Consider the following 19,199-nt stretch of genomic DNA (forward strand, 5'->3'; position numbering starts at 1 on the left):
CACACTCACAATGAAACAAATATCACCCAAAGATATTCTATGGATAGGAAGTTCTTTGAACGATCTTAAAGAATTTCCTGAAGATGTACGTGGCATAATGGGCTATGCTCTGTATCTAGCAGAAAAAGGAGGAAAACACCCATCTGCTAAACCTCTCAAAGGGTTTGGAGGTGCAAAAGTTTTAGAAATTACCGATGACTATGATGGGGATACCTATCGAGCAGTTTACACGGTAAAGTTTGCAGATACAGTGTATGTTTTGCACGCTTTCCAGAAAAAGTCTAAACAAGGAATTGCTACACCGCAACAAGATATTAAGTTAATCCAAGAAAGGCTAAAACGAGCTCAAGAACATTACGAAGAGTTCAAGAGTAAGTAAGAAGGGAATTAGTAGTGATAAGATGTGCTTATATTTCTAAAAAAACTGGAAATAGACGGCTTCTTATCACTACTTTTTCAGGAATAACTAAGACCTGGTAAAAAAGGGGGAAATCATGAGTAAGGAGATGGATATTCAAGTTAGTAGTGGCAATATATTTGCTGATTTGGGTATGCCTAATTCTGATGAAATGCTGATGAAGGCGGAACTGGTACGACAGATAACTGAGATCGTTAGTCAAAGGAAACTGAATCAACTTCAAGCAGCAGAAGTATTAGGAATTGACCAGCCCAAAGTTTCAGCTTTGATGAGAGGGAAACTGACAGGTTTTTCTACAGAAAGGTTGTTTCGGTTTTTAAATGCTTTAGGGTGCGATGTGCAAATTGTGGTGAAGCCAAAGCTAAAATCACCTGCGATTCCTGGAATTAGTGTTGTCACTATCTGATGTCGGAAACACAGGCGCAGTTGCTTCTCGGTAAGCGCCGCAATAATACATCGTCAAAACAGCTTTGTAAGCCCAGTGATTTGATGGCACATCGGTAAAAGGATTTGGCAGAGTTTCAGCCCGATTGAGCACGCAAGCATTGAGGATTTGTTCGCGGGTTGGCTGGGATTGAACTAAAGAGTTATTTGGCTTTATTCGTGCAGGATTTTGTGCTTGTGCGGGAGTTGAGCAACTGCCACTAACTAGCAGTATAATGGTGGCAACGATTCTGAATTTAAGCATCTCATTACTTTTTGTGCGACAATATATCCTAACTTCCACTGCATTCCCTGAATATTATGCCGAGTCCTATTCTCCGCAATCATTATCAAATTATCAAAGACTTGGGACAAGGCGCTTTTGGCGACACATACCTTGCCAAAGATTTAGACTTACCCGGACAGCCCCAGTGCGTCGTTAAACATCTTAAACCAAAAGATCCCAATCCCGACCATTTACTAATTGCCAAAGGCTTGTTCGACAAAGAAGCCGAAACGCTGTATAAATTGGGTAAGCTACACGACCAAATCCCCAGCCTTTCCGCCCACTTTGAGGAAAATGGCGAATTTTATTTGGTGCAAGATTTTATCGAAGGACATGACCTTACCAAAGAACTGATTCTAGGTAAAAAATCAAGCGAATCCGATACTATTAAATTATTGCACGATATCTTAGAAGTTTTAGCCATTGTTCATCAGCAAAATGTGATTCATCGTGACTTGAAACCTGCTAATTTAATGCGCCGCGATGATGGTAAAATTATCTTGATTGATTTCGGGGCGGTCAAAGAAATTAGCACACTGGTTGTTAATGCTCAAGGACAAACTAGCTTCACCGTTGGCATTGGTACTTCGGGTTATATGCCCAGCGAACAAGCGAAGGGCAAACCTAAACTATGTAGCGATATTTATGCAGTGGGGATGATTGGGATTCAAGCATTGACTGGTCAACCTCCTCATACCTTACCAGAAGATCCGCAGACGGGAGAAGTTATTTGGCGAAATCTAGCGCAAGTTAGCAATAACTTAGGGAATATTTTAGATAAAATGGTGCGCGATAATTTCAGTCAGCGCTATCAAGATGCAGGGGAAGCATTGCAAGCAATTTTATCTTTGTCGTCGCCTCTCCCACCGCCACCACCGCCACCGACACCGACACCGACACCGACAAGGCGAGGTTTTTTACAATTAGTCGGTTTGGCTGGATTAGGACTTGTCGGTTTAGTTGTGTATCAAAGTTTGGGGAACAAATCGCCTAAAACTTCAACGAATGAGCCATCGTCACCGATATTACCCAACGACGATATACCATCTCAGTTGCCACCACCTCCAGAAACCCCACAACCAGAACCACCACCACCAAAAACTCCAGCGCCAAAAGTATCTTCAAATTCCCTAAAAACAGTTCAATTTGAAACGGTGACAGTGAATTCAACGGGGGAAATCACCAAGCGCAGCCAAAGTCAAGCACAGGTTTTTACAGAAACTATCGCCAAGGGCATAACTTTAGACATGATGGCAATTCCTGGCGGCAGTTTTGTCATGGGTTCCCCCAATACGGAAGCAGGACGATATAACGATGAAGGGCCGCAGCATAATGTTAATATGGCCCCTTTTTTGATGGGAAAATATGAGGTGACTCAGGCTCAATGGCGCGCTGTGGCAGCTTTACTGAAAGTCAAGATTGACCTCGATGTTTATCCTGATCCTTATAATTTTAGAGGTAATTTCCCTGTTCAGCAAGCAAATTGGGATGATGCTATAGAATTCTGTGCAAGATTATCTCGACTTACTGGACGCAATTATAGACTGCCTAGTGAGGCCGAATGGGAATATGCTTGTCGTGCAGGAACCACTACACCTTTTTATTTTGGGGACACAATTACCCCGGATTTAGTTAATTATGACGGCAATTATCCCTATGGTTCTGCACCGAAGGGAACTTTTCGTGAAAAAACAACTGCTGTGGGTAGTTTTCCGCCTAATGCCTTTGGACTTTATGATATGCACGGGAATGTCTGGGAATGGTGTCAAGATGTTAGGCACGATAATTATAACGGTGCGCCGACTGATGGTAGTGCTTGGGAAAGTGGTGGATATAGTGATTACCGGGTGCAGCGTGGTGGTTCCTGGAACTACAATGCGAACGCTTGCCGTAGTGCCGATAGTCACTTCGACTCGGTGGGCCTCGGGTGGGGGCCCAGGGGTTTTCGCGTAGCGGTTGCTTCGGTTTCTTCGTCGTCCTAGTTTTCCCCGCGAGGACTCTTCTTTGCTCTTTTGCCCTTTTGCTCTTTACTCTTTTTTCTTTTTCACTTTTTTGGTCGTTTCTGGTGACTCGATTTATTTTTTGGCACTCGTGGATGCACTCCCGACAAAGAAACCGGGTTTTTTACTTAATCTGTGGAGTACAGCGAAGGATATCGCAAAAAACCCGGTTTCTGGCCACCTGTGCGTAAGTCTTGTTTGGGAAAATCGCTGTCACTTTGTCAATGCTTTCTGTAGAGACAAGTCTGCTGAAATAGTCTGGTTTATTTACGGAGTAGTTGGTGCTGATTTAGGATGGGTTCCAGCGTAGTAAACTAATACCAATTTAAAAAAAAATGCAACAGTATTCTTGTCCCCCCCCTTTACAAGGGGGGGCTAGGGGGGGTCGAAGAGTGTTGCACGATTTTAGAAAAATGGTATATTTTTTTTTTCAGATTCACCGCACAACAGATTATAATTAGAAATATTAATTTTTCTCACGAATAGTCGCATAGGAGATTTATAAAATGAATAACCTATTAGCAGAAAGTTTTGCCACCGTCTCTCAACTACCCGAAGCAGAACAAAATGCCATAGCATCCTTAATTTTAGACAAGATATCAGCACCAAGAGTCGCGCCGTTCCTCATTTCCCAATCAGACATCGAAACCCTAGAAAAATCATACATTTTCCGAGACAAAACAGAAGTCATTGAATTTATTAACAAATATCCGTTTCTACTTCCCATTGTGCTAGAAGCACCCGTTCAAATTTGCAATTATTTCCCCGAACAAAAACTATTACTTCAAGTCATCAATGACCCGGAAATTCCTAACTATATTCATCTGGTTCTCTCAATCATCTTAACAGACCTCGATCCCGATGAAGCAATGGATAGAGAAGACGAATTGCGTAAAAATTGGTCGAGGGGATTATCCCACGAAATTCGGGAGCATTTTTATACAATTTTGGAATACACTGATGAGTTTTGATTGGTCGCAATACCTAAATTTAGCAAAAGAACTTGCTGGTCAAGCAACTATTGCTGCTGAACAGGAGGCGCGATTGAGGGATGCTATCAGTCGTTCCTATTATGCTGCTTTTATCTCAGCGCGGAACTATTTGCGAGATAAACAAGGTCATTCCCTGCCAAAAACAAGCGATGTTCACCGCTATGTTTGGCAAGAATTTGATATTAATCCTGACTCAAGATATCAATTCATCGCCGATAATTTAGCAGTGCTTCGCCGATATCGAAATCAAGCAGATTATGACGATAATTTTCCCTTATTATCTGCGATTGCTAGTATTGCGATCAAGCGTTCTCAAGAAATAATTTCTAACCTAAATAATCTCTAAATATCAATTTAATCTGATAATGCTTTTTTGCTGGAGTCGGGTTTGTTGCTTCATCAGCCGGTGGAGTCATGGAGCCAAATATCGCGCTTACGCACTAACAACTGTAGCTTTACCTTTAACTACTTTAGCATCGATACACTAATCCAATATTAACTTCATTCTACGCCACCATTGCCATCAATTGTTTTCTCATAACTTCCAACAAAGCAATTATTTGCTCCCGAGTTACAGTTGGAAATCCCTCTAAAAAATTATCAATTGACTCTCCGGCTTCTAAATAGTCAAAAAGTGTTTGAACGGGAACCCTAGTGCCAATAAAAACAGGAGTTCCGCCCATGATTTCATCAGAAATGCTAATTATCTGAAAATTCTGAGACATAAGCCTAAGTAGTTGTAGGGTGTGTCGCCTGCGATAAATTCCTAACTAAATACCAACAATCTCATAGCGACGCACCTGATGGATATATTACAAACCTATCGATTTCAGTAAACCTAAATCTGGCTTTATCAACCATGTTTTACTGCTTTTTCCTCTAATAATGCCTGCGCTAAAACAGCAGCAGCTTCAAAAGAGTTGTAGGAGTTAGTGCTAGATACTTTGCCTTGATCTTCTAGGGGAATTATACCTGATTCTTGCAGTAATTCCGATACGATAAAATGCAGGAGTAAAAGCTTGTCAGCGTGAGGCAAATCCTTCAGGTGTGGTAGAAGTTCAGCAAGCTGCATAAAAAAGTCCCCATGTTGGTTGTAGAGTATGGTCTGATCTATTATGCCATTTTCAAGGATTGATTAATCCGATCGCCCTTTTGAACGTTCCGACATCTGCCGCATTCCCACAGCCAGCACGCTCAAAAACAAAAGCCCGATCGCCCCAGCCAACGGATTGCCGTTAACTCCAGTCACCCAATCCGGGACAGAGCCAGAATATCGTACTAACTCACCGACGTTAATTATATAGTATCCCCAGACTAAACCTGCATGAAGCCCGATCGACAAACCCAATCGATTTTGACGGCTGCGCTTTGCAAAAACCAGTATCAAACCCAGCAACAATAAGCCCGGAAACTGAGGCCAAGTCCGCAGCATTGCCTCCACGGGTTTGATAAAATGAGATAGGGCAAATACCAGGCTATTCGCCCGCACAGAAATTTGATTGTTGTAATCCCGCTGCAACTCGTCGAGCAACCAACCCCGGAATACCAACTCCTCCGCAAAACCCACTCCCAGGGCGCTTAATAGCCCTTCTGCGATGATTCGAGGCAAATTATCTGAATTTTGCCATGAGACAAAGCCGAACAGTCCTTGCACTAAAAATAGGGTAAAAGTGATCGAAAGCCCGATCGCCAATCCAGTCAAAAGTTCAAAACCGTTTTGTCGCGTATTCACTAAACCGTAACTTTTGAGCAATTGCGTTTGTCCGTAAACCTGTTTTCCCCAGCGCGGCACTAGGAAAAGAAACTCGGCAAACAACAATCCCATTGTTAGAATAGTTGCGAGGTTCCTATCTTTAACTAAGAGATAAATTGGGGCGGCGACGGGCAGCCAGATTGCTGCTAAGATTAAGAGGAAAATTATTATTCGTAATAGAAATGGATAATTTGCTATTTTGTTGGCGTTAATCATTGTTGTAAACTAAATAAATTTTACATGATATTTATAGCGACACAGATCGGCGGTTGAAACCGCATCTACACAAACGATGTCCTGATGGTGCGCGGACTAAAGAAAATAACGTAATTTCAACGACCTGGTTTTCTTCAACCTGCGGAGGCAGGTTTTGTTTGTGTAGACGCGGTTTCAACCGCCCAGTCTTCTCTACGCAGATTATTATAAACACGGCATTATCCCGTCTCCAATGTACAAAGCCCACAGAAAAAGCTAGAATAGCATCATATCGGTTAAAACTTTAAGTGAAGCAAAGCTATAACATCAGGTAACAATGACTGAAGTATCGGATTTCTCAAATGTCGATCGCGAATTAGACGACACAATATTAAGTTTCGCAGACATTCAAGCAGAACTAAACCTGCGCCGCGCTAAAGATGCTCTGCGAGATATAGTAGAAAATCTCGACTTGACAGCACAAGAGCGAACTGGACTGGAGCCGGAAATTGGCGGCTTGGAAACCATGCTGGACAAGCTAGAGCGCGCTTGCGTGCAAATCGCTGTGTTTGGGATGGTAGGAAGGGGAAAATCTTCGGTTTTGAACGCGCTACTCGGTCAAAATGTGTTTGAAACTGGCCCTACTCACGGGGTGACTCGTACCACAACTATTGGCCAGTGGGATGTCGGAGATGGTGTTGATGACGGTTTACCCGATCGACTTTCGCCTGTTATTTACCGTTTATCGCAAGTAGAATTAATCGACACACCGGGAATAGATGAAGTTGACGGCGAAACTCGCGAACTTTTAGCCCGCCGCGTCGCTAAACAAGCCGATTTGATATTGTTTGTAGTTGCTGGCGACATTACGAAAGTGGAATATCAAGCACTTTCGCAGTTGCGGGAAGCCGGAAAACCGATGTTATTAGTCTTTAATAAAATTGACCAGTATCCCGATGCAGATAGACTGGCAATTTATCATAAAATTCGCGACGATCGCGTGAGAGAATTGTTATCTCCCGATGAAATTGTGATGTCCGCGGCTTCACCTTTGACAGCGCAGGCGGTGCGCCGTCCCGATGGCAGTATGGGAGTCAAAATGACGCGCAGTTTGCCACAAGTGCAAGATTTAAAATTAAAGATTTTGGAGATTTTAGACCGCGAAGGCAAGTCTTTGGTGGCGCTGAATACGATGCTCTGTGCGGGAGATATTAATGAGCAGTTAGTACAGCGAAAAATGGAAATTCGAGATGATGCTGCTAATCGCATTATCTGGAATGGCGTAATGACTAAAGCTGTGGCGATCGCCCTAAATCCAGTTACTGTAGTTGATATTCTTAGCGGTGCGGTAATTGATGTGGTGATGATATTAACTTTATCTAAAGTTTACGGCATTGCGATGACAGAAGCGGGGGCGGTGGAGTTGCTGCAAAAGATTGCGATTAGTATGGGGGGAATTACTGCGGGCGAATTGTTGGCTAATTTGGGTTTGAGTTCTTTGAAAGGATTGTTGGGTTTGGCGACACCGGCGACGGGAGGTTTGGCTTTGGGGCCTTATATTTCTGTGGCTGTGACTCAAGCTGCAATTGCTGGGGTTTCTTGCTACGGAATCGGTCAAGTTACTAAGGCTTATTTGGCTAATGGTGCTTCTTGGGGAGATGATGGGCCGAAGGCTGTGGTGAGCAAGATTTTGTCTTCTTTGGATGAGGATTCTATTTTAAATCGGATTAAGGATGAATTGCGGGCTAAGTTGAATTTGGGGAGTGGGGAAAAACATCAATCTCATTGATTGTTTTGGGACTTGCTTGTTTTTAATAATCTGTTTATGGGCGGGCTATAATCCCACCCCACAAGGCAATTGATTTGTCGTTATACTTGGAAAAATTTAGGCTTCAGTTAACAAGACTCGGCGGTTGAAACCGCGTCTACACAAACGAAGTCTGCCTCCGCCGACTAAAGAAAATAACGTGATTTCAACCACTCACTCTTCATGCGGAGGCAGGTTTTGTCTGTCTAGATGCGGTTTCAACCGCCGTCTCAACTGGCAATGAAATTAACCATAAAAAAATGGCGTTTGTACTTGACAAACGCCATTTTATAGAGTTACAAACGCGGCGTTTTATCTTGTTTAAACGACGCTAACCATTCGCGAAGTTCGTTGGCCGCAATGTCGCGCCCACCCAAACCAAAGGCTAGAGCAATTCCAACTGCGATCGCCCCCAGCAGCAGCCCGAAAGCTAAATTGACAATATCGCTGCCAATGCCCATCTGTTGCAGCGCTAATGCCGCCACAAAAGCAATAATCGCGATGCGAGCCGTTTGGCCCAACAACCGCGCTTGGCGAGTTCCAGAACTAGCAATCAAACTAAAGGCCAGGTTCGCCAAATACAAGCCGATCGCAAATACGACCAAACCGGCCAGCACTCTACCTGCAACCAGCACAATACCGCTGACAATCGCTGTCAGCGCTGGAATCCTCAGCACATCGGTAGCAGCCACCACCGCAAACAGGAGGATGCCCACCTGCACCACAATGCCGACAAACTCCGAAGGCGTGCGCGCAGGAAGTTCCGGTTCCTGAAGAATCGTTGCTTCAGGATCGATCGAACTAGGCGGTAGTCGCAGCGGCTGTTTCGGCTGCATTCCCAACCAAGAAAAGACATTGTTAAAGCCAATTCCCGTCAAGATATTCGTTACCAAATCGCCGATCCAGCGCCCCAAAATGTAAGCAACGGCCAGAATTATCGCTGCTGTAAAAATGTTGGGAAGCGCGCCCAGAATCGTGTTGAGCATCGCGATTGCCGGCAAGGAAATCGCTTGGATGTCCAAAGCGTTCAAAGCTGCGATCGCCGTGGGAATCAAAATCAACACGTAGACGATCGTACCGATAATCCACGACAGCGATTGTCCGCCCGAACTCCGGGAAATGCCAAACCGAGCGCCCAAACTGTCCGCCCCAGCAGCAGCCAGCAGATTCGTGACAATCCGCTGCACCACTTGAGCCAGCAGCCAGCCGATAAACCCAATCACCAAAGCTTCCAGGATTTTTGGAATTGCCGCCAAAATTTGGTTCAGCAAATTATTAACTGGTAGCAAAGCCTGCTGCAATTCCAGCGATTCGAGAACCGACGGCAAAAACAGCAGAAAAATGAACCAGTACAGCGCATTCGCCAGAGTCTCGCTCAGCAGCAAAGGATTCTCGGTAGGTGCATTCCCCACCTGCTGATTCAAGCGCTCGTCTACGCCAAAACTCCGCATCGCCCGCGATAATGCCAATTTGGCAACTGTCGCCAACACCCAAGCAATCCCCAGAAAAATTAGGGCTTTGGCTAACTTAGGCAAAGCACCGGCAATTTGATTGAGAAATGTATTGAGGGGTTGCGAGACAGCCGTTAGATTCAGCCGGTTGAAAAAGGCAACTAGGAAAAAGATAAAAATGATCCAGAATACCGCACCGGAAATCCATTTTTCCACTTGCGGGGAGCCTTCTCCTTCCGGGCGGCCAGTAATCCAACCAGCCAGTCGGTTGTCGATCGTCGTCTTCTTGAGCAATCCCCCAACTAGGGATGAGACGAGGGCTGATACGATCAAGCCAATTAGCAGGATACCGATCGCCCAGATCAGATTCTCAATGTTTGAACCCACCACAAAATTGTTAATTCCGCGTTCGGCATCTGCCAGCGGATTCGTGGCTGCCGGGGCCTGTGCTAAAATGCGTAGCGTAGCGGGGCGTAAGCCATCGGACAAAGCCACCATTGGGCCCGATATCGGTTGAGTTATTTCTTGCCAAGTTTGATTCATTTTTTTCTCAGATTAACGTCAGATTTGACAAACAAGATAAGAAACTGTAAGAATACGCTTCTAGCTTGCAGGTTTCCATGTCAATTCGTCAAGTTTTCGAGCAATCTATTGAAATTCGCGCTGCTGCTACCTTGGTTGAGCGCTGTATAGTCGATCGCACTTTAATGCACAAATGGCTGAATCCCATACTGCGCTGCGATCCTGAAGGCGAATGGGATACTGCTGTGGGAAGTCGCAGCTTATTTATCATAAAAATTCCGGTTTTGCAACCCACTTTAGAGAGCGTAGTGTTGGAGCGACAACCCGGTTTAATTGTGTGGGGGTTCGACGGATTTTTCAAAGGATGCGATCGCTGGGAATGTCAGCCCCAAATCCAAGGAACTCTCTTGATTAACCGCTTTGAATTTCAAATCCCCAATCCTTTAATTAGATTTGGTTTCAATCGCTTTGCAGCTTCTTTGACCAAGAAAGACATGAAAGACCAACTCCGCCGACTCAAACGAGTAGCGGAGCAATTATCGGAAAAAATTAGTAATAGCTAATCGGTAACGGTAATTGGGAATCGGTAATTGGCAATAGTTGAAACCTCAAGATTAATAGAAAAAGCAGCACCAATTCGCAATTAGCAACTCCCAATTTCCAATTCCCAATTCCCGATTTCTGATTTCTTAATTCCAACAATTTCAGTTATTTACTTCCCAGCCCCCGATGATGAATTGGGCTGACAAATCATTTGTCTTGCTTGACCTGCCGTATTTTGCAAAGCTGGGGAATTCTGATATAAAGCCTGCATATCTTGCAAATCTTTGATGACTCGCTGATAGATGGCCACCGCTTGATTGCCATTCACTTCTAAAGCAGCAGGCCCGTAATTTTGAATCACTTCGATCAGCGATATTTTGCCATCTTTGGAAGCTGCGAGTAAGGCATCGCGCAGTGCCGGCGCGCTTTGCAGCCTAGTTGTCGGCGTATAAGCAACGTCGCCCAATTCTTTGAAAACAATTTCCCCAAAATAAGTATTTGCCAACCGCGTTACTAATTGGGAATCTAAAGCCACTTCTCGCGTTAATATTTCGCGTACCGAATCGGGACTTTGTTTCGACAAATTCAGAACGCTTTGCAGTTGAGGTGATGCTTTGCCGGTTTGTGCAAAGCTTTGCAAGTCGCTCATCGGTAAAGTTACGTCAACTGCACCGTATTTTACTGTAACATTGTCTAGTGCAAAAGCTTTGCCGCTGTTGAGAAATACTGCACTTGTCGAGATTAAAAGTGCCAAACCTAATGATAAAGACTTTGACATTTTTTTGGTAAAATGGGCTGACTGTAGCTGCATTCCGTTGAGATAATTTGGTTGAAACTTAAAGTTCATGGGTTTGTGCCTTTTTACGTCAAAATACTGTTTCGATCGATCGTCTCTGCGGGTACCAGTGGGGAAAGTGGACTCAGGACTTCCGTAAATGACATAATATTTTACAGTCAGGTCGAGCAAATGTAACCTATCAAAAGATAGGTGTTAATCGCTCGGTTATATGTTATACCCAGATTTGCAAGAATTCATCGAGCTTTGCAAAACTTATAAGAGCGATATTGGGCTGTCCAGCAGCAGTTTATCGAGTGTGGCTTGGGATGCGATGTTGTGCGATCGCCCATTTAAGTTAGTTCTGGTCGAGCCTTTCGAGCAATAGGCGAATTCTAGCAGCATCCTCAGCATTCGGAGCATTTGTCAGGTATAGTTCCAAATCGTGGCGCGCCTCCGCCAAGCGCCCCAGTTGATAGTAGAGAATTCCGCGATCGCGCCTTTCCAACAGCGCATCGGGAAACAGCAGCAAAATCCGATCGATCGCCGCGAGAAACCTCATAGCATCACCCTGTTGGAAGTAAATCGCCTTCAAATTCCCCAGCATTCGCCCCAACAACTGCCGCGGACTTACCGGGGCGAGAAAAGCCGGTTGCAACTCCATCGGTTGACCGTAAAGTTGAGAAAGTCTCCCTTGACAATCTTCAGGAAATAGTATTTCGCCACCATTAAACGCATCCACAAAAATCCCAGCATCTTCAAAATCCGGCTTAATTAAAAAATGTCCCGGCATCCCAATCCCCACCATCGGAAAATCAATGCGCTTAGCAACCTCCAAATAAACCAATGATAAAGAGATGGGAATGCCAGTGCGGCGATCGATCACTTGATTCAAAAAGCTATTGCGGGGGTCATAATAATCAACATCGTTGCCGGAAAATTCCAAATCCTCGTACAGATAGCGGTTAATTGTTTGAATGATCCGCAGCGGATAATTCTGTGGCGGGAGGCGATCGCGCACTTGATCGGCGATCGAATCGAGAACATTGAGATACGCTTCCGGCTCTAAATTCGGGTATTCTTCCAAAGCCAGATACAGTGCAGCTTTCGCCAGGTCGATCGAACCATCAGGCTGATTAATTTCTTGATAAAAGAGTTGTCTGGCTCTTGAAAAGTCCATATTAATGATTTATTTGATTTTAATTGACATTTTATCCGAATATCCTGTTGCCCAAAAAAACATTAAAAACATCTCTCTACTCTTCCTCTCTGCGTTCTCTGCGCCCTCTGCGGTTAAAAAAAACAGTTTTGTATGTAACGCGCACCTTACAACATAACTTTTAACTTTCAAATCCCGTGACTTTTACCAATTACCCAACTGCGGCGAAAAATTCGAGCCAGAGTCGATTCTTCCAAAGCAAAATAGATAGGGCGTCCGTGAGGACAAGTGCGCGGATTGCGAGTTTGCTGCCATTCATCCAACAAATTTTGCATTTGCAAAAGACTCAAAGGAGTACCGTTACGCATAGCGCTGCGACAAGCAGTAGCAACTTGAGCAGCTTGCAAATCTGCGACTTTACTGAGTTCAAAAAGCGCAGCCGCACAGTCATCTCGATCGGCCAACAATTCAGGCACTTCTCGCGCCGCCCATAGCTGTTCGCCAAATGTTTCTACCTCCAAACCCAAGCGCGACAAATTCTCGATTTGCAGGGCAGATAATTGACTGAGAATTACTGGTTTTTCGAGAGATTTTAACTGCCAATCAGCGCAGATGTGTTCGTACAAAACGCGCTCGTGAGCGATGTGTTGTTCTATCAACCACATTCCGCTGGAATGTTCGGCCACAATGTAAGTATTGTGAACTTGTGCGATCGCCCTCAGTTCCATCAATCCTATTTTACGACTTTTTGTATCTTGGCACCCTTCATCATTCTGGCGAGCCGAAACCCCTACACTGTAAGCACTTTTCTGTTCCGATGCCTTCAGCAATTGTCCCACGCGATCGGGAATTGGAGGATCTGGCAAAACCTCATCATTCAGGTGCAAAGCCCGATCGATTGCAGCGCCAACTTGTGCTTGCCAAAAACTCGGATCGTGCAGATAAATTTCCACTTTAGCCGGGTGGCGGTTCCAGTCGATTTCCGAGGGGAAGAGTTGTAGGTGAACAAAACACACAGGATAGCGATCGCGCGGACAAGTGCGGGCGAAGGCGCTGAGAATAGTTTGCTCTAATTCGGGCGATCGCACAACCCGCCGATTCACCGCCACCTTAACCCAATCCGGCCGCCTGCGGTGACAGCGATCGGGCAAACCAATTACTAATTCCAAAGACTGGGAATTGGTAACAGATGATTGAGAAGTAGCAGCAGGTAATTGATAATTGTGCTTGCTTGTAGCTCCCACAAGTTGAGTTTCTCGCAAAAAATTTGCTGCTTGCTGATTTTGAGGACTCGCAGGCAAATCTAACTTTAAATATTGTAAATCGCTCGATCGCACACCGCGCACAAATTGAGGCAAAATTTGTGCCGCTGTGCTGGCAGAAGTTACATAAAAACAAGGCGTATTTGCTTGACGCAACTGCCAATTAACGTGCGGGTGACAAATAGCTATTTGCTGAATAATTGATTGGATCGATCGCATTTGCTGTGCCGGCGACAAAAAAGTGCGGCGCACAGGCCAATTGCCAAACAAATTATCCACATTCACCACCGTACCAGGGGCGATCGCCACTGTTTCCAGATCCACAGCAACGCCCGCGTTGTTGTAAACTACCCGCCAGCCCGATCGAGCATTTTCAACTCCACCTTTGTTAAACGATGAATTCTCAACTCCCCCCCTTAACAAGGGGGGGCTGGGGGGGGTTTCCGCAGACTCTCGATTTTCCCAAAAATCCCCCAATCCCAAATCATTCGGCCTGCTCAAAACCTCCAAACAGCCCAACTGAGCCAAACTGTGCAAAGCTTCCCCGCGAAATCCCAAAGTAGCAATTTTGTAAAGGTCAGCTTCCGTGGTAATTTTGCTCGTACTGTGAGGCGAAGCCGCCTGTTGCAAATTTTCCAGATCCATTCCCGTACCATTATCTGCAACTTGCACCCGCCACTGTTCGGGCCAAACAGACACAACGATGCGAGTTGCGCCAGCATCCAGAGAATTTTCAACTAATTCTCGTACCGCAGCGGCGATCGAGTCAATCACTTCGCCGGCGGCAATTAAATTGATAACTTCTGCGGGTAAGGTTTGAATAGTAACTGGCATCAGATTTTTAGCAGTTCGTTAATTAAATTCTACTTGATTCTGCTACTCGCTACACATTATATCTCATGAAAATCGAGAAAAGCCTGATATCTGTCTGCTAATTAAACTTGCTCCGCTTCTGCAATATTTTTCGGCAATCGAATGTAAAAAATTGTCCCTTTTTCATTGTCCGATTCATAGGTAATTTCCCCTTTGTGAGCATCAACGATCGACTTAGCAATCGCCGTTCCCAAGCCAGTACCAGTCCGCTTTCCGTAGGTCACAAACGGTTCAAATAATTTGTCCTGAATTGATGGCGGAATACCTGGGCCGTTATCGTAAATGCTAATTTCTGCCCACTCCTCGGTTTGTGTCACAATAATCTCAACTCGCCCCCCGCGCCCGCCAAAAGCTTCAACAGCATTCCCAACTAGATTTTGCAAAACGCGCAAAATCTTATTTTCGTCCGCTTCCACTATCACTTCTGTCACCCGCAGCACCAAATCTACTTTTGCCGCATCAAAATAAACTCTGTTCAATTTTTCAAACTGCTGCAATGTCTGGATTAAATTGACTGGTTTTTTATTTAATACAGAGTTCCCTCGCGAAAATTCTAATACTTCTTCAGCCATCCCCAACATTCGCTGAACTTGTAATTGAATAAGTTCGCACCACTCCTGAGTTTCCTCATCCGGGTGCATTTCTTTGAGCATTTCGCTGGAGAGTTTAATTCCCGTAAAAGGACTTTTGAAATCGTGAATGATTGTACTCACCATTTCTCCTACTAATACCATTTTTTGTTTGTGTACGAACTGGCTAACATATTGATCTGTCGTAGAACGCAAATTTTTAATAATGAAACTAAACATTTCCAGTACCGAACTGCCTTTAGCAAACTCTAGAGTTGCTATTAGTTCTTCGCGGCATATTTTTGCCAAAGTCGTGCCGCCAAATGCCACAGCTCTAGCACTGCGCGGCTCTCCGTCTAAAACTCCGAGTTCGCCAAAAAAATCGTCTGGCTTAGCGACAGCAATAGTTTGATATTTACCGTTTTCAATCCGCTTGCTAAACTCGACTTCACCTTCTAAAACTAGATATAAAAAATCGGCTGTTTCTCCTTCTTCAAAAACTAGCGTTTCCTCAGCAAAACTCTCCAATACAGCTATTTGACACAGGTGAGCAGCTTGCAGAGGTTCAAAATAAGACATAAATCGATGAGATGCCAGATCCATGAGATGATACCTAATGCTTAATTTAAACAGTTTCTTTTTTCTATTTTCGCCGATCGGCATCGATGCGTTGATAAAATACAATACTGCTTGAATCTGGCTCTATGTTTTGGCATCCCTGGCCGGGAAAGGGCGATCGCCGGAATGTAGAGCCAGACTCAGACAGCAGCAGCAATCTCGCGCAAATTCTTAATTAATTGACTAAAATCCATAAATATGGTAATATTTGTGAGATTTTAATTGGATGTGCGATCGAGTTCAGCGGCGAGCATGACAAGATTTTAACTTTAGAAAGAGCGCACAATTTAAATGCCGATCGCCTTTCATTGCCAAAAATTAACGATCGCCAGATAAGACAACCGCAGCATTCTGCCCGCCAAAGCCAAAACTCAAACAAACCGCATTTCTCACAATAGTCGATCGGGCACAGCGCACAAAATCTAACTCAAACCCAGGTTTTTTCATACCAGCGCAAGGTGGCAACATTTGGTATTTAATACCCATCAAACAAAAAGCGATGCCCAAAGCACCCGAAGCCCCCAAAGTATGACCAGTAGCCCCCTTAGTCGAACTAACAGCAACTCCTTGCTGAAACAATTTCTGAATTAACAGTGCTTCATGTCGGTCATTTAAATCAGTTGCAGTACCATGAGCGTGAATAAAATCTATATCAACCGCCGATAAATTGCTGCGTTTCAAACATTGAGTTACCGCCGCGATCGCACTTTTCCCACCCAACTCCGGCGCAGTAGCATAACAAGCATCATTTGTAAACCCAAAACCAGAAATTCGACCATAAATTTTAGCGCCACGACGGCTTGCCAACTCAGCCGATTCTAATACAAATAAAGCCCCGCCTTCGCCGAGCACCAAGCCTTCCCGATGTTCGTCAAACGGATAGCAGCCCGTGTTTGCCAAAGCACCCATCCGGCTAAATCCAGCCAGAGTCAGCGGTGTAATTGGGGCTTCCACAGCACCGGCGATCGCCCGCTGACACTCACCGGTGCGGATCAAATCAACAGCGCGGGCGATCGACTGTAGGCCCGTCGCACAAGCAGCCATCGGTGCGAATACAGGCCCCATCGAGCCAATTGCCCTCGCCGCTGCGATCGCCCCCATGTGAGGCAAAAAATCCACAAATCGAGAATCGGGAATTAGTAATTGGGAATTGGGCATTGAGAATTCCCTTCCATCTTCCTTCTTCCCTCTTCCTTCTTCCCTCTTCCATCTTCCCTCTTCCTTCTTCCTTCTTTCTTCCCTCGCCAACTGTTCCAAATTTGCCTGAAAGCCGCGGCTAGAGCCGATCGCAATTCCGCAATCAGGCAAAGGCAAAGTCAAATCAGCATCTTGCAAAGCATCTGCCAAAACCTGCCGAATTAAAGTTATTAAATCAGCAGGTTTTGTACCAACCAAAGCCAAAAGCTGCGGTTCAAGTTCTAAAAAAGGTTGATGCTTCCGAATGCCACAATTCCCAGACAACAGTTGTTTCCAGCTATTTTCTAAATTACCTAAAGCTGAAACAAGACCAATTCCCGTAACCACAACATCCATAAATAGAAAGCTTGCTTTCGGCAGAAAGTAGAAAACAGAAAGCAGTTGTGTGTCTACTAACTACTAACTACTAACTACTAACTACTAACTACTGACTACTAACTACTGTCAACTAACTACTGACTACTGACTACTGACTACTGACTAATTAACAGGTTTAAAATTTTCCAAACCCTGAGTAACAGTAGCCTTTTCAATGCGATCGCCCGCTTGAATCTGATCGACTACATCCATCCCTTGCTTCACGTAGCCAAAAACCGCATAACTACCGTCCAAAAACGGCACATCGGTCAAAGTAAAGTAAAACTGAGAAGAAGCCGAATCAGGACTTTGCGATCGAGCCATAGCCACAGCCCCGCGAGTGTGCATTAACACGGGTTTCTGGGCAACCCCAGCTTCTTGTAGCGTTTGGCTGTAAGTCGGGTTTGCAGCACCTTTAGCTTTAATTTCCAGAGGAATCCTGCGTTCTGTAGAAGTTTTCGGGTCAATAAAACCGCCAGTTCCGAGCCGCGCCGTAGGGAATTTAGGGTCTTTACCCTGGGGGTCGCCGCCCTGAACTACAAAAGGCTGAGGTTCCCGCACGACTCGGTGAAATACCAGCCCGTCGTATACTCCTTTCTGAACCAAATCGACAAAATTGCCGGCAGTAATTGGGGCATTTGTGCCGTCAAGTTCGATCGTAATCGGAGCACCTTTGACGATCATCACCACCGTTGCTTTTCCGGTCAAGCGGGCCAAATTGCTAAATTGCGAACCAGCCGCCACAGCAGCAGTCGGAGACGCAGACGGAGACGGAGATGGAGACAAAGAAATACTTTCACCCGATGCCGGATTTGGTGTTGGAGTTGAGTTTGCAGCAGGGGAACTACCGCATCCCCCGACAAATAGCGCACCAACTATTAAAAGTGAGAAGAACCACCGCTGAATTTTGATTTGCATTTGCATTTTTATTTTCACTTTGACTCAACATAAGGTGCAGCCGTGCACCCTAGATTTATCGATTTACCGGGGATAATGTGCACGGCGTACATACTTTAGATTTATCGATTTGGTGCGCGGCCGCGCACCCTACAAGACATTACCAATCGAAAATCGAAAATCGAAAATCCCTAAAGTCCTTCTAGGGGAACTTGCAAAAATCGAGCCAATTCGGCAGCTTGATTTTCCACATCAGACAAAGAAATCGGCTGTCCGACTCTAGTCAGGGGAAACTGACGGCGGTCTTTGAGCTTAAGATAAATACTGCGGCGGGGATTGAGACCTTCTTTAATATCGACCCGCACAGATTGCACGTCCGATGTCTGGCAAGTAAAATCAATTTTGCGGTTTTTGCCGGGAAATCCCCAGCGAAAGATCCGAATGTTACCTGTTTTGCGATCGAACTCATTGTATCCGCCACCGACATCCCAGAGAATAGTCAGCCACAGGTAAAGCGCCAACAGCACGCCGCAGACACCGTAGAAACCCATCGCGATGCCTTGGGGGATGAAAATGAGCTTAGTCGGGTCAGAAAAAGGCAGCAAGTTCACGTGCAAGTAGCTGGAAATGCCCGACAGCAGGAAACCAGTGCCTCCAATGGTGACAATCGTCCCCCACCAGAAATTGCTGAAGCGACGAGAGCCCAAAACCTGGTAGCGCAGGACAGAATCGATCGAGGTCATTGTTTTTGCAGTCATAATAAACAGCCTTAAAGCCAAATTTTAATTCAACTAGCCCACCTGTGCGTCACAATTCGCCTGGGCGATCGCGACTAGCCGATCGCGATTCTGTATCAACTCCTGCCGTTTTAGTTGAAAATTAATGAACTTATAATATATAGTTATGTTAACTTTAATTAGAAACCTTGGTCTTTTAACAAGCAAGAGGATTTAAGAGCTATGACAATCGCAGTCGGACGCGCCCAGACCGAACGAGGCATCTTTGATGTACTCGACGACTGGCTCAAGCGCGATCGCTTCGTCTTCGTAGGCTGGTCTGGCATCCTGCTATTCCCCTGCGCCTACCTATCCATCGGTGGCTG

General features: G+C 45.1%; 20 protein-coding genes and 1 pseudogene. 9 read left to right on the forward strand and 12 right to left on the reverse strand.

The window, feature by feature from the left end; translation table 11 throughout:
* Window positions 1–10: 10 nt before the first annotated feature.
* Both QUB52_RS22745 and QUB52_RS22750 read left to right on the forward strand, forming a co-directional pair.
* Window positions 11–379, forward strand: a complete 369-nt coding sequence (locus tag QUB52_RS22745) for a type II toxin-antitoxin system RelE/ParE family toxin (protein WP_332974448.1) — start codon at window positions 11–13, stop codon at window positions 377–379.
* 115 nt (window positions 380–494) lie between these two features.
* Window positions 495–824, forward strand: coding sequence for a helix-turn-helix domain-containing protein (locus QUB52_RS22750; RefSeq protein ID WP_332974446.1), 330 nt, complete (start codon window positions 495–497; stop codon window positions 822–824).
* Here the strand turns inward: QUB52_RS22750 and QUB52_RS22755 are convergent.
* Window positions 786–1,106, reverse strand: a complete 321-nt coding sequence (locus tag QUB52_RS22755; RefSeq protein WP_332974444.1) for an S-layer protein — start codon at window positions 1,104–1,106, stop codon at window positions 786–788. The two genes, QUB52_RS22750 and QUB52_RS22755, sit on opposite strands and share 39 nt — an antisense overlap.
* 56 nt (window positions 1,107–1,162) lie before the next feature.
* Between QUB52_RS22755 and QUB52_RS22760 the strand changes: the two genes are divergently transcribed.
* From QUB52_RS22760 to QUB52_RS22770, 3 genes are all read left to right on the forward strand, one after another.
* Window positions 1,163–3,109, forward strand: a complete 1,947-nt coding sequence (locus QUB52_RS22760; RefSeq protein ID WP_332974442.1) for a bifunctional serine/threonine-protein kinase/formylglycine-generating enzyme family protein — start codon at window positions 1,163–1,165, stop codon at window positions 3,107–3,109.
* Window positions 3,110–3,633: 524 nt separating this feature from the next.
* Entirely contained in the window at window positions 3,634–4,098 is a 465-nt protein-coding gene (locus QUB52_RS22765; RefSeq protein ID WP_332974441.1) for a hypothetical protein, read from the forward strand.
* Entirely contained in the window at window positions 4,088–4,465 is a 378-nt protein-coding gene (locus tag QUB52_RS22770) for a HEPN domain-containing protein (RefSeq protein WP_332974440.1), read from the forward strand. Before QUB52_RS22765 ends, QUB52_RS22770 begins: the two co-directional genes overlap by 11 nt.
* Window positions 4,466–4,625: 160 nt before the next feature.
* Here the strand turns inward: QUB52_RS22770 and QUB52_RS22775 are convergent, their stop codons facing one another.
* The 3 genes from QUB52_RS22775 to QUB52_RS22785 form a co-directional block, all read right to left on the reverse strand.
* Window positions 4,626–4,844 (reverse strand): DUF433 domain-containing protein, encoded by a 219-nt coding sequence (locus QUB52_RS22775; protein ID WP_332974439.1) that lies wholly within the window; start codon window positions 4,842–4,844, stop codon window positions 4,626–4,628.
* Window positions 4,845–4,972: 128 nt separating this feature from the next.
* Window positions 4,973–5,191 carry a hypothetical protein gene (locus tag QUB52_RS22780; protein ID WP_332974437.1) on the reverse strand — a complete coding sequence of 73 codons (219 nt, stop codon included), beginning with the start codon at window positions 5,189–5,191 and terminating at the stop codon, window positions 4,973–4,975.
* 63 nt (window positions 5,192–5,254) lie between these two features.
* Window positions 5,255–6,088, reverse strand: a complete 834-nt coding sequence (locus tag QUB52_RS22785; RefSeq protein WP_332974435.1) for a CPBP family intramembrane glutamic endopeptidase — start codon at window positions 6,086–6,088, stop codon at window positions 5,255–5,257.
* 316 nt (window positions 6,089–6,404) lie between these two features.
* Here QUB52_RS22785 and QUB52_RS22790 point away from each other — a divergent pair, with 316 nt between their 5' ends.
* On the forward strand, window positions 6,405–7,856 hold the full coding sequence (locus QUB52_RS22790; protein WP_265234862.1) for a GTP-binding protein: 1,452 nt from the start codon (window positions 6,405–6,407) through the stop codon (window positions 7,854–7,856).
* A 314-nt stretch (window positions 7,857–8,170) separates the two neighbouring features.
* On the opposite strand, the gene QUB52_RS22795 is transcribed toward QUB52_RS22790, so the two are convergent.
* Window positions 8,171–9,868, reverse strand: a complete 1,698-nt coding sequence (locus tag QUB52_RS22795) for a mechanosensitive ion channel (RefSeq protein WP_265234861.1) — start codon at window positions 9,866–9,868, stop codon at window positions 8,171–8,173.
* A gap of 77 nt (window positions 9,869–9,945) precedes the next feature.
* Here QUB52_RS22795 and QUB52_RS22800 point away from each other — a divergent pair, with 77 nt between their 5' ends.
* On the forward strand, window positions 9,946–10,410 hold the full coding sequence (locus tag QUB52_RS22800; RefSeq protein ID WP_265234860.1) for an SRPBCC family protein: 465 nt from the start codon (window positions 9,946–9,948) through the stop codon (window positions 10,408–10,410).
* A 149-nt stretch (window positions 10,411–10,559) separates the two neighbouring features.
* Here the strand turns inward: QUB52_RS22800 and QUB52_RS22805 are convergent, their stop codons facing one another.
* The gene (locus QUB52_RS22805) at window positions 10,560–11,237 is read right to left on the reverse strand and encodes an alpha/beta hydrolase (RefSeq protein WP_265234859.1); all 678 of its coding nucleotides are present in this window, start codon (window positions 11,235–11,237) and stop codon (window positions 10,560–10,562) included.
* Between the two features lie 160 nt (window positions 11,238–11,397).
* Here QUB52_RS22805 and QUB52_RS22810 point away from each other — a divergent pair, with 160 nt between their 5' ends.
* The gene (locus QUB52_RS22810) at window positions 11,398–11,553 is read left to right on the forward strand and encodes a hypothetical protein (protein ID WP_265234858.1); all 156 of its coding nucleotides are present in this window, start codon (window positions 11,398–11,400) and stop codon (window positions 11,551–11,553) included.
* On the opposite strand, the gene QUB52_RS22815 is transcribed toward QUB52_RS22810, so the two are convergent.
* The 6 genes from QUB52_RS22815 to QUB52_RS22840 all read right to left on the reverse strand — a co-directional run bounded on the left by QUB52_RS22815 (window position 11,524) and on the right by QUB52_RS22840 (window position 18,855).
* Window positions 11,524–12,345 (reverse strand): SirB1 family protein, encoded by an 822-nt coding sequence (locus QUB52_RS22815; protein WP_265234857.1) that lies wholly within the window; start codon window positions 12,343–12,345, stop codon window positions 11,524–11,526. The two genes, QUB52_RS22810 and QUB52_RS22815, sit on opposite strands and share 30 nt — an antisense overlap.
* A gap of 167 nt (window positions 12,346–12,512) precedes the next feature.
* A complete protein-coding gene (gene mutL, locus QUB52_RS22820; RefSeq protein ID WP_332974434.1) occupies window positions 12,513–14,420 on the reverse strand; it encodes a DNA mismatch repair endonuclease MutL in 1,908 nt (635 codons plus the stop codon).
* Between the two features lie 101 nt (window positions 14,421–14,521).
* On the reverse strand, window positions 14,522–15,631 hold the full coding sequence (locus QUB52_RS22825) for an ATP-binding protein (RefSeq protein WP_265234855.1): 1,110 nt from the start codon (window positions 15,629–15,631) through the stop codon (window positions 14,522–14,524).
* 333 nt (window positions 15,632–15,964) lie between these two features.
* Window positions 15,965–17,179: a beta-ketoacyl-ACP synthase gene (locus QUB52_RS22830; protein WP_332974433.1), complete on the reverse strand. Its 1,215-nt coding sequence runs from the start codon at window positions 17,177–17,179 to the stop codon at window positions 15,965–15,967.
* Window positions 17,180–17,323: 144 nt separating this feature from the next.
* Window positions 17,324–18,124, reverse strand: coding sequence for a peptidylprolyl isomerase (locus tag QUB52_RS22835; protein ID WP_332974432.1), 801 nt, complete (start codon window positions 18,122–18,124; stop codon window positions 17,324–17,326).
* Between the two features lie 164 nt (window positions 18,125–18,288).
* Window positions 18,289–18,855, reverse strand: coding sequence for a photosystem I assembly protein Ycf4 (locus QUB52_RS22840; RefSeq protein WP_265234852.1), 567 nt, complete (start codon window positions 18,853–18,855; stop codon window positions 18,289–18,291).
* 201 nt (window positions 18,856–19,056) lie between these two features.
* Here QUB52_RS22840 and QUB52_RS22845 point away from each other — a divergent pair.
* Window positions 19,057–19,199: pseudogene (locus tag QUB52_RS22845) on the forward strand (photosystem II D2 protein (photosystem q(a) protein)); the annotation flags it as partial.

Source organism: Microcoleus sp. A6-C6 (genome assembly GCF_036705955.1).
Lineage (GTDB): Bacteria > Cyanobacteriota > Cyanobacteriia > Cyanobacteriales > Microcoleaceae > Microcoleus.

What these genes read in the sequence shown, in the direction of transcription:
- QUB52_RS22745 (WP_332974448.1), top strand. Translation starts at nt 11, where the DNA reads ATGAAACAAATATCACCCAAAGATATTCTATGGATAGGAAGTTCTTTG.
- QUB52_RS22750 (WP_332974446.1), top strand. Translation starts at nt 495, where the DNA reads ATGAGTAAGGAGATGGATATTCAAGTTAGTAGTGGCAATATATTTGCT.
- QUB52_RS22755 (WP_332974444.1), bottom strand. Translation starts at nt 1,106, where the DNA reads ATGCTTAAATTCAGAATCGTTGCCACCATTATACTGCTAGTTAGTGGC.
- QUB52_RS22760 (WP_332974442.1), top strand. Translation starts at nt 1,163, where the DNA reads ATGCCGAGTCCTATTCTCCGCAATCATTATCAAATTATCAAAGACTTG.
- QUB52_RS22765 (WP_332974441.1), top strand. Translation starts at nt 3,634, where the DNA reads ATGAATAACCTATTAGCAGAAAGTTTTGCCACCGTCTCTCAACTACCC.
- QUB52_RS22770 (WP_332974440.1), top strand. Translation starts at nt 4,088, where the DNA reads ATGAGTTTTGATTGGTCGCAATACCTAAATTTAGCAAAAGAACTTGCT.
- QUB52_RS22775 (WP_332974439.1), bottom strand. Translation starts at nt 4,844, where the DNA reads ATGTCTCAGAATTTTCAGATAATTAGCATTTCTGATGAAATCATGGGC.
- QUB52_RS22780 (WP_332974437.1), bottom strand. Translation starts at nt 5,191, where the DNA reads ATGCAGCTTGCTGAACTTCTACCACACCTGAAGGATTTGCCTCACGCT.
- QUB52_RS22785 (WP_332974435.1), bottom strand. Translation starts at nt 6,088, where the DNA reads ATGATTAACGCCAACAAAATAGCAAATTATCCATTTCTATTACGAATA.
- QUB52_RS22790 (WP_265234862.1), top strand. Translation starts at nt 6,405, where the DNA reads ATGACTGAAGTATCGGATTTCTCAAATGTCGATCGCGAATTAGACGAC.
- QUB52_RS22795 (WP_265234861.1), bottom strand. Translation starts at nt 9,868, where the DNA reads ATGAATCAAACTTGGCAAGAAATAACTCAACCGATATCGGGCCCAATG.
- QUB52_RS22800 (WP_265234860.1), top strand. Translation starts at nt 9,946, where the DNA reads ATGTCAATTCGTCAAGTTTTCGAGCAATCTATTGAAATTCGCGCTGCT.
- QUB52_RS22805 (WP_265234859.1), bottom strand. Translation starts at nt 11,237, where the DNA reads ATGAACTTTAAGTTTCAACCAAATTATCTCAACGGAATGCAGCTACAG.
- QUB52_RS22810 (WP_265234858.1), top strand. Translation starts at nt 11,398, where the DNA reads ATGTTATACCCAGATTTGCAAGAATTCATCGAGCTTTGCAAAACTTAT.
- QUB52_RS22815 (WP_265234857.1), bottom strand. Translation starts at nt 12,345, where the DNA reads ATGGACTTTTCAAGAGCCAGACAACTCTTTTATCAAGAAATTAATCAG.
- mutL (WP_332974434.1), bottom strand. Translation starts at nt 14,420, where the DNA reads ATGCCAGTTACTATTCAAACCTTACCCGCAGAAGTTATCAATTTAATT.
- QUB52_RS22825 (WP_265234855.1), bottom strand. Translation starts at nt 15,631, where the DNA reads ATGGATCTGGCATCTCATCGATTTATGTCTTATTTTGAACCTCTGCAA.
- QUB52_RS22830 (WP_332974433.1), bottom strand. Translation starts at nt 17,179, where the DNA reads ATGGATGTTGTGGTTACGGGAATTGGTCTTGTTTCAGCTTTAGGTAAT.
- QUB52_RS22835 (WP_332974432.1), bottom strand. Translation starts at nt 18,124, where the DNA reads ATGCAAATGCAAATCAAAATTCAGCGGTGGTTCTTCTCACTTTTAATA.
- QUB52_RS22840 (WP_265234852.1), bottom strand. Translation starts at nt 18,855, where the DNA reads ATGACTGCAAAAACAATGACCTCGATCGATTCTGTCCTGCGCTACCAG.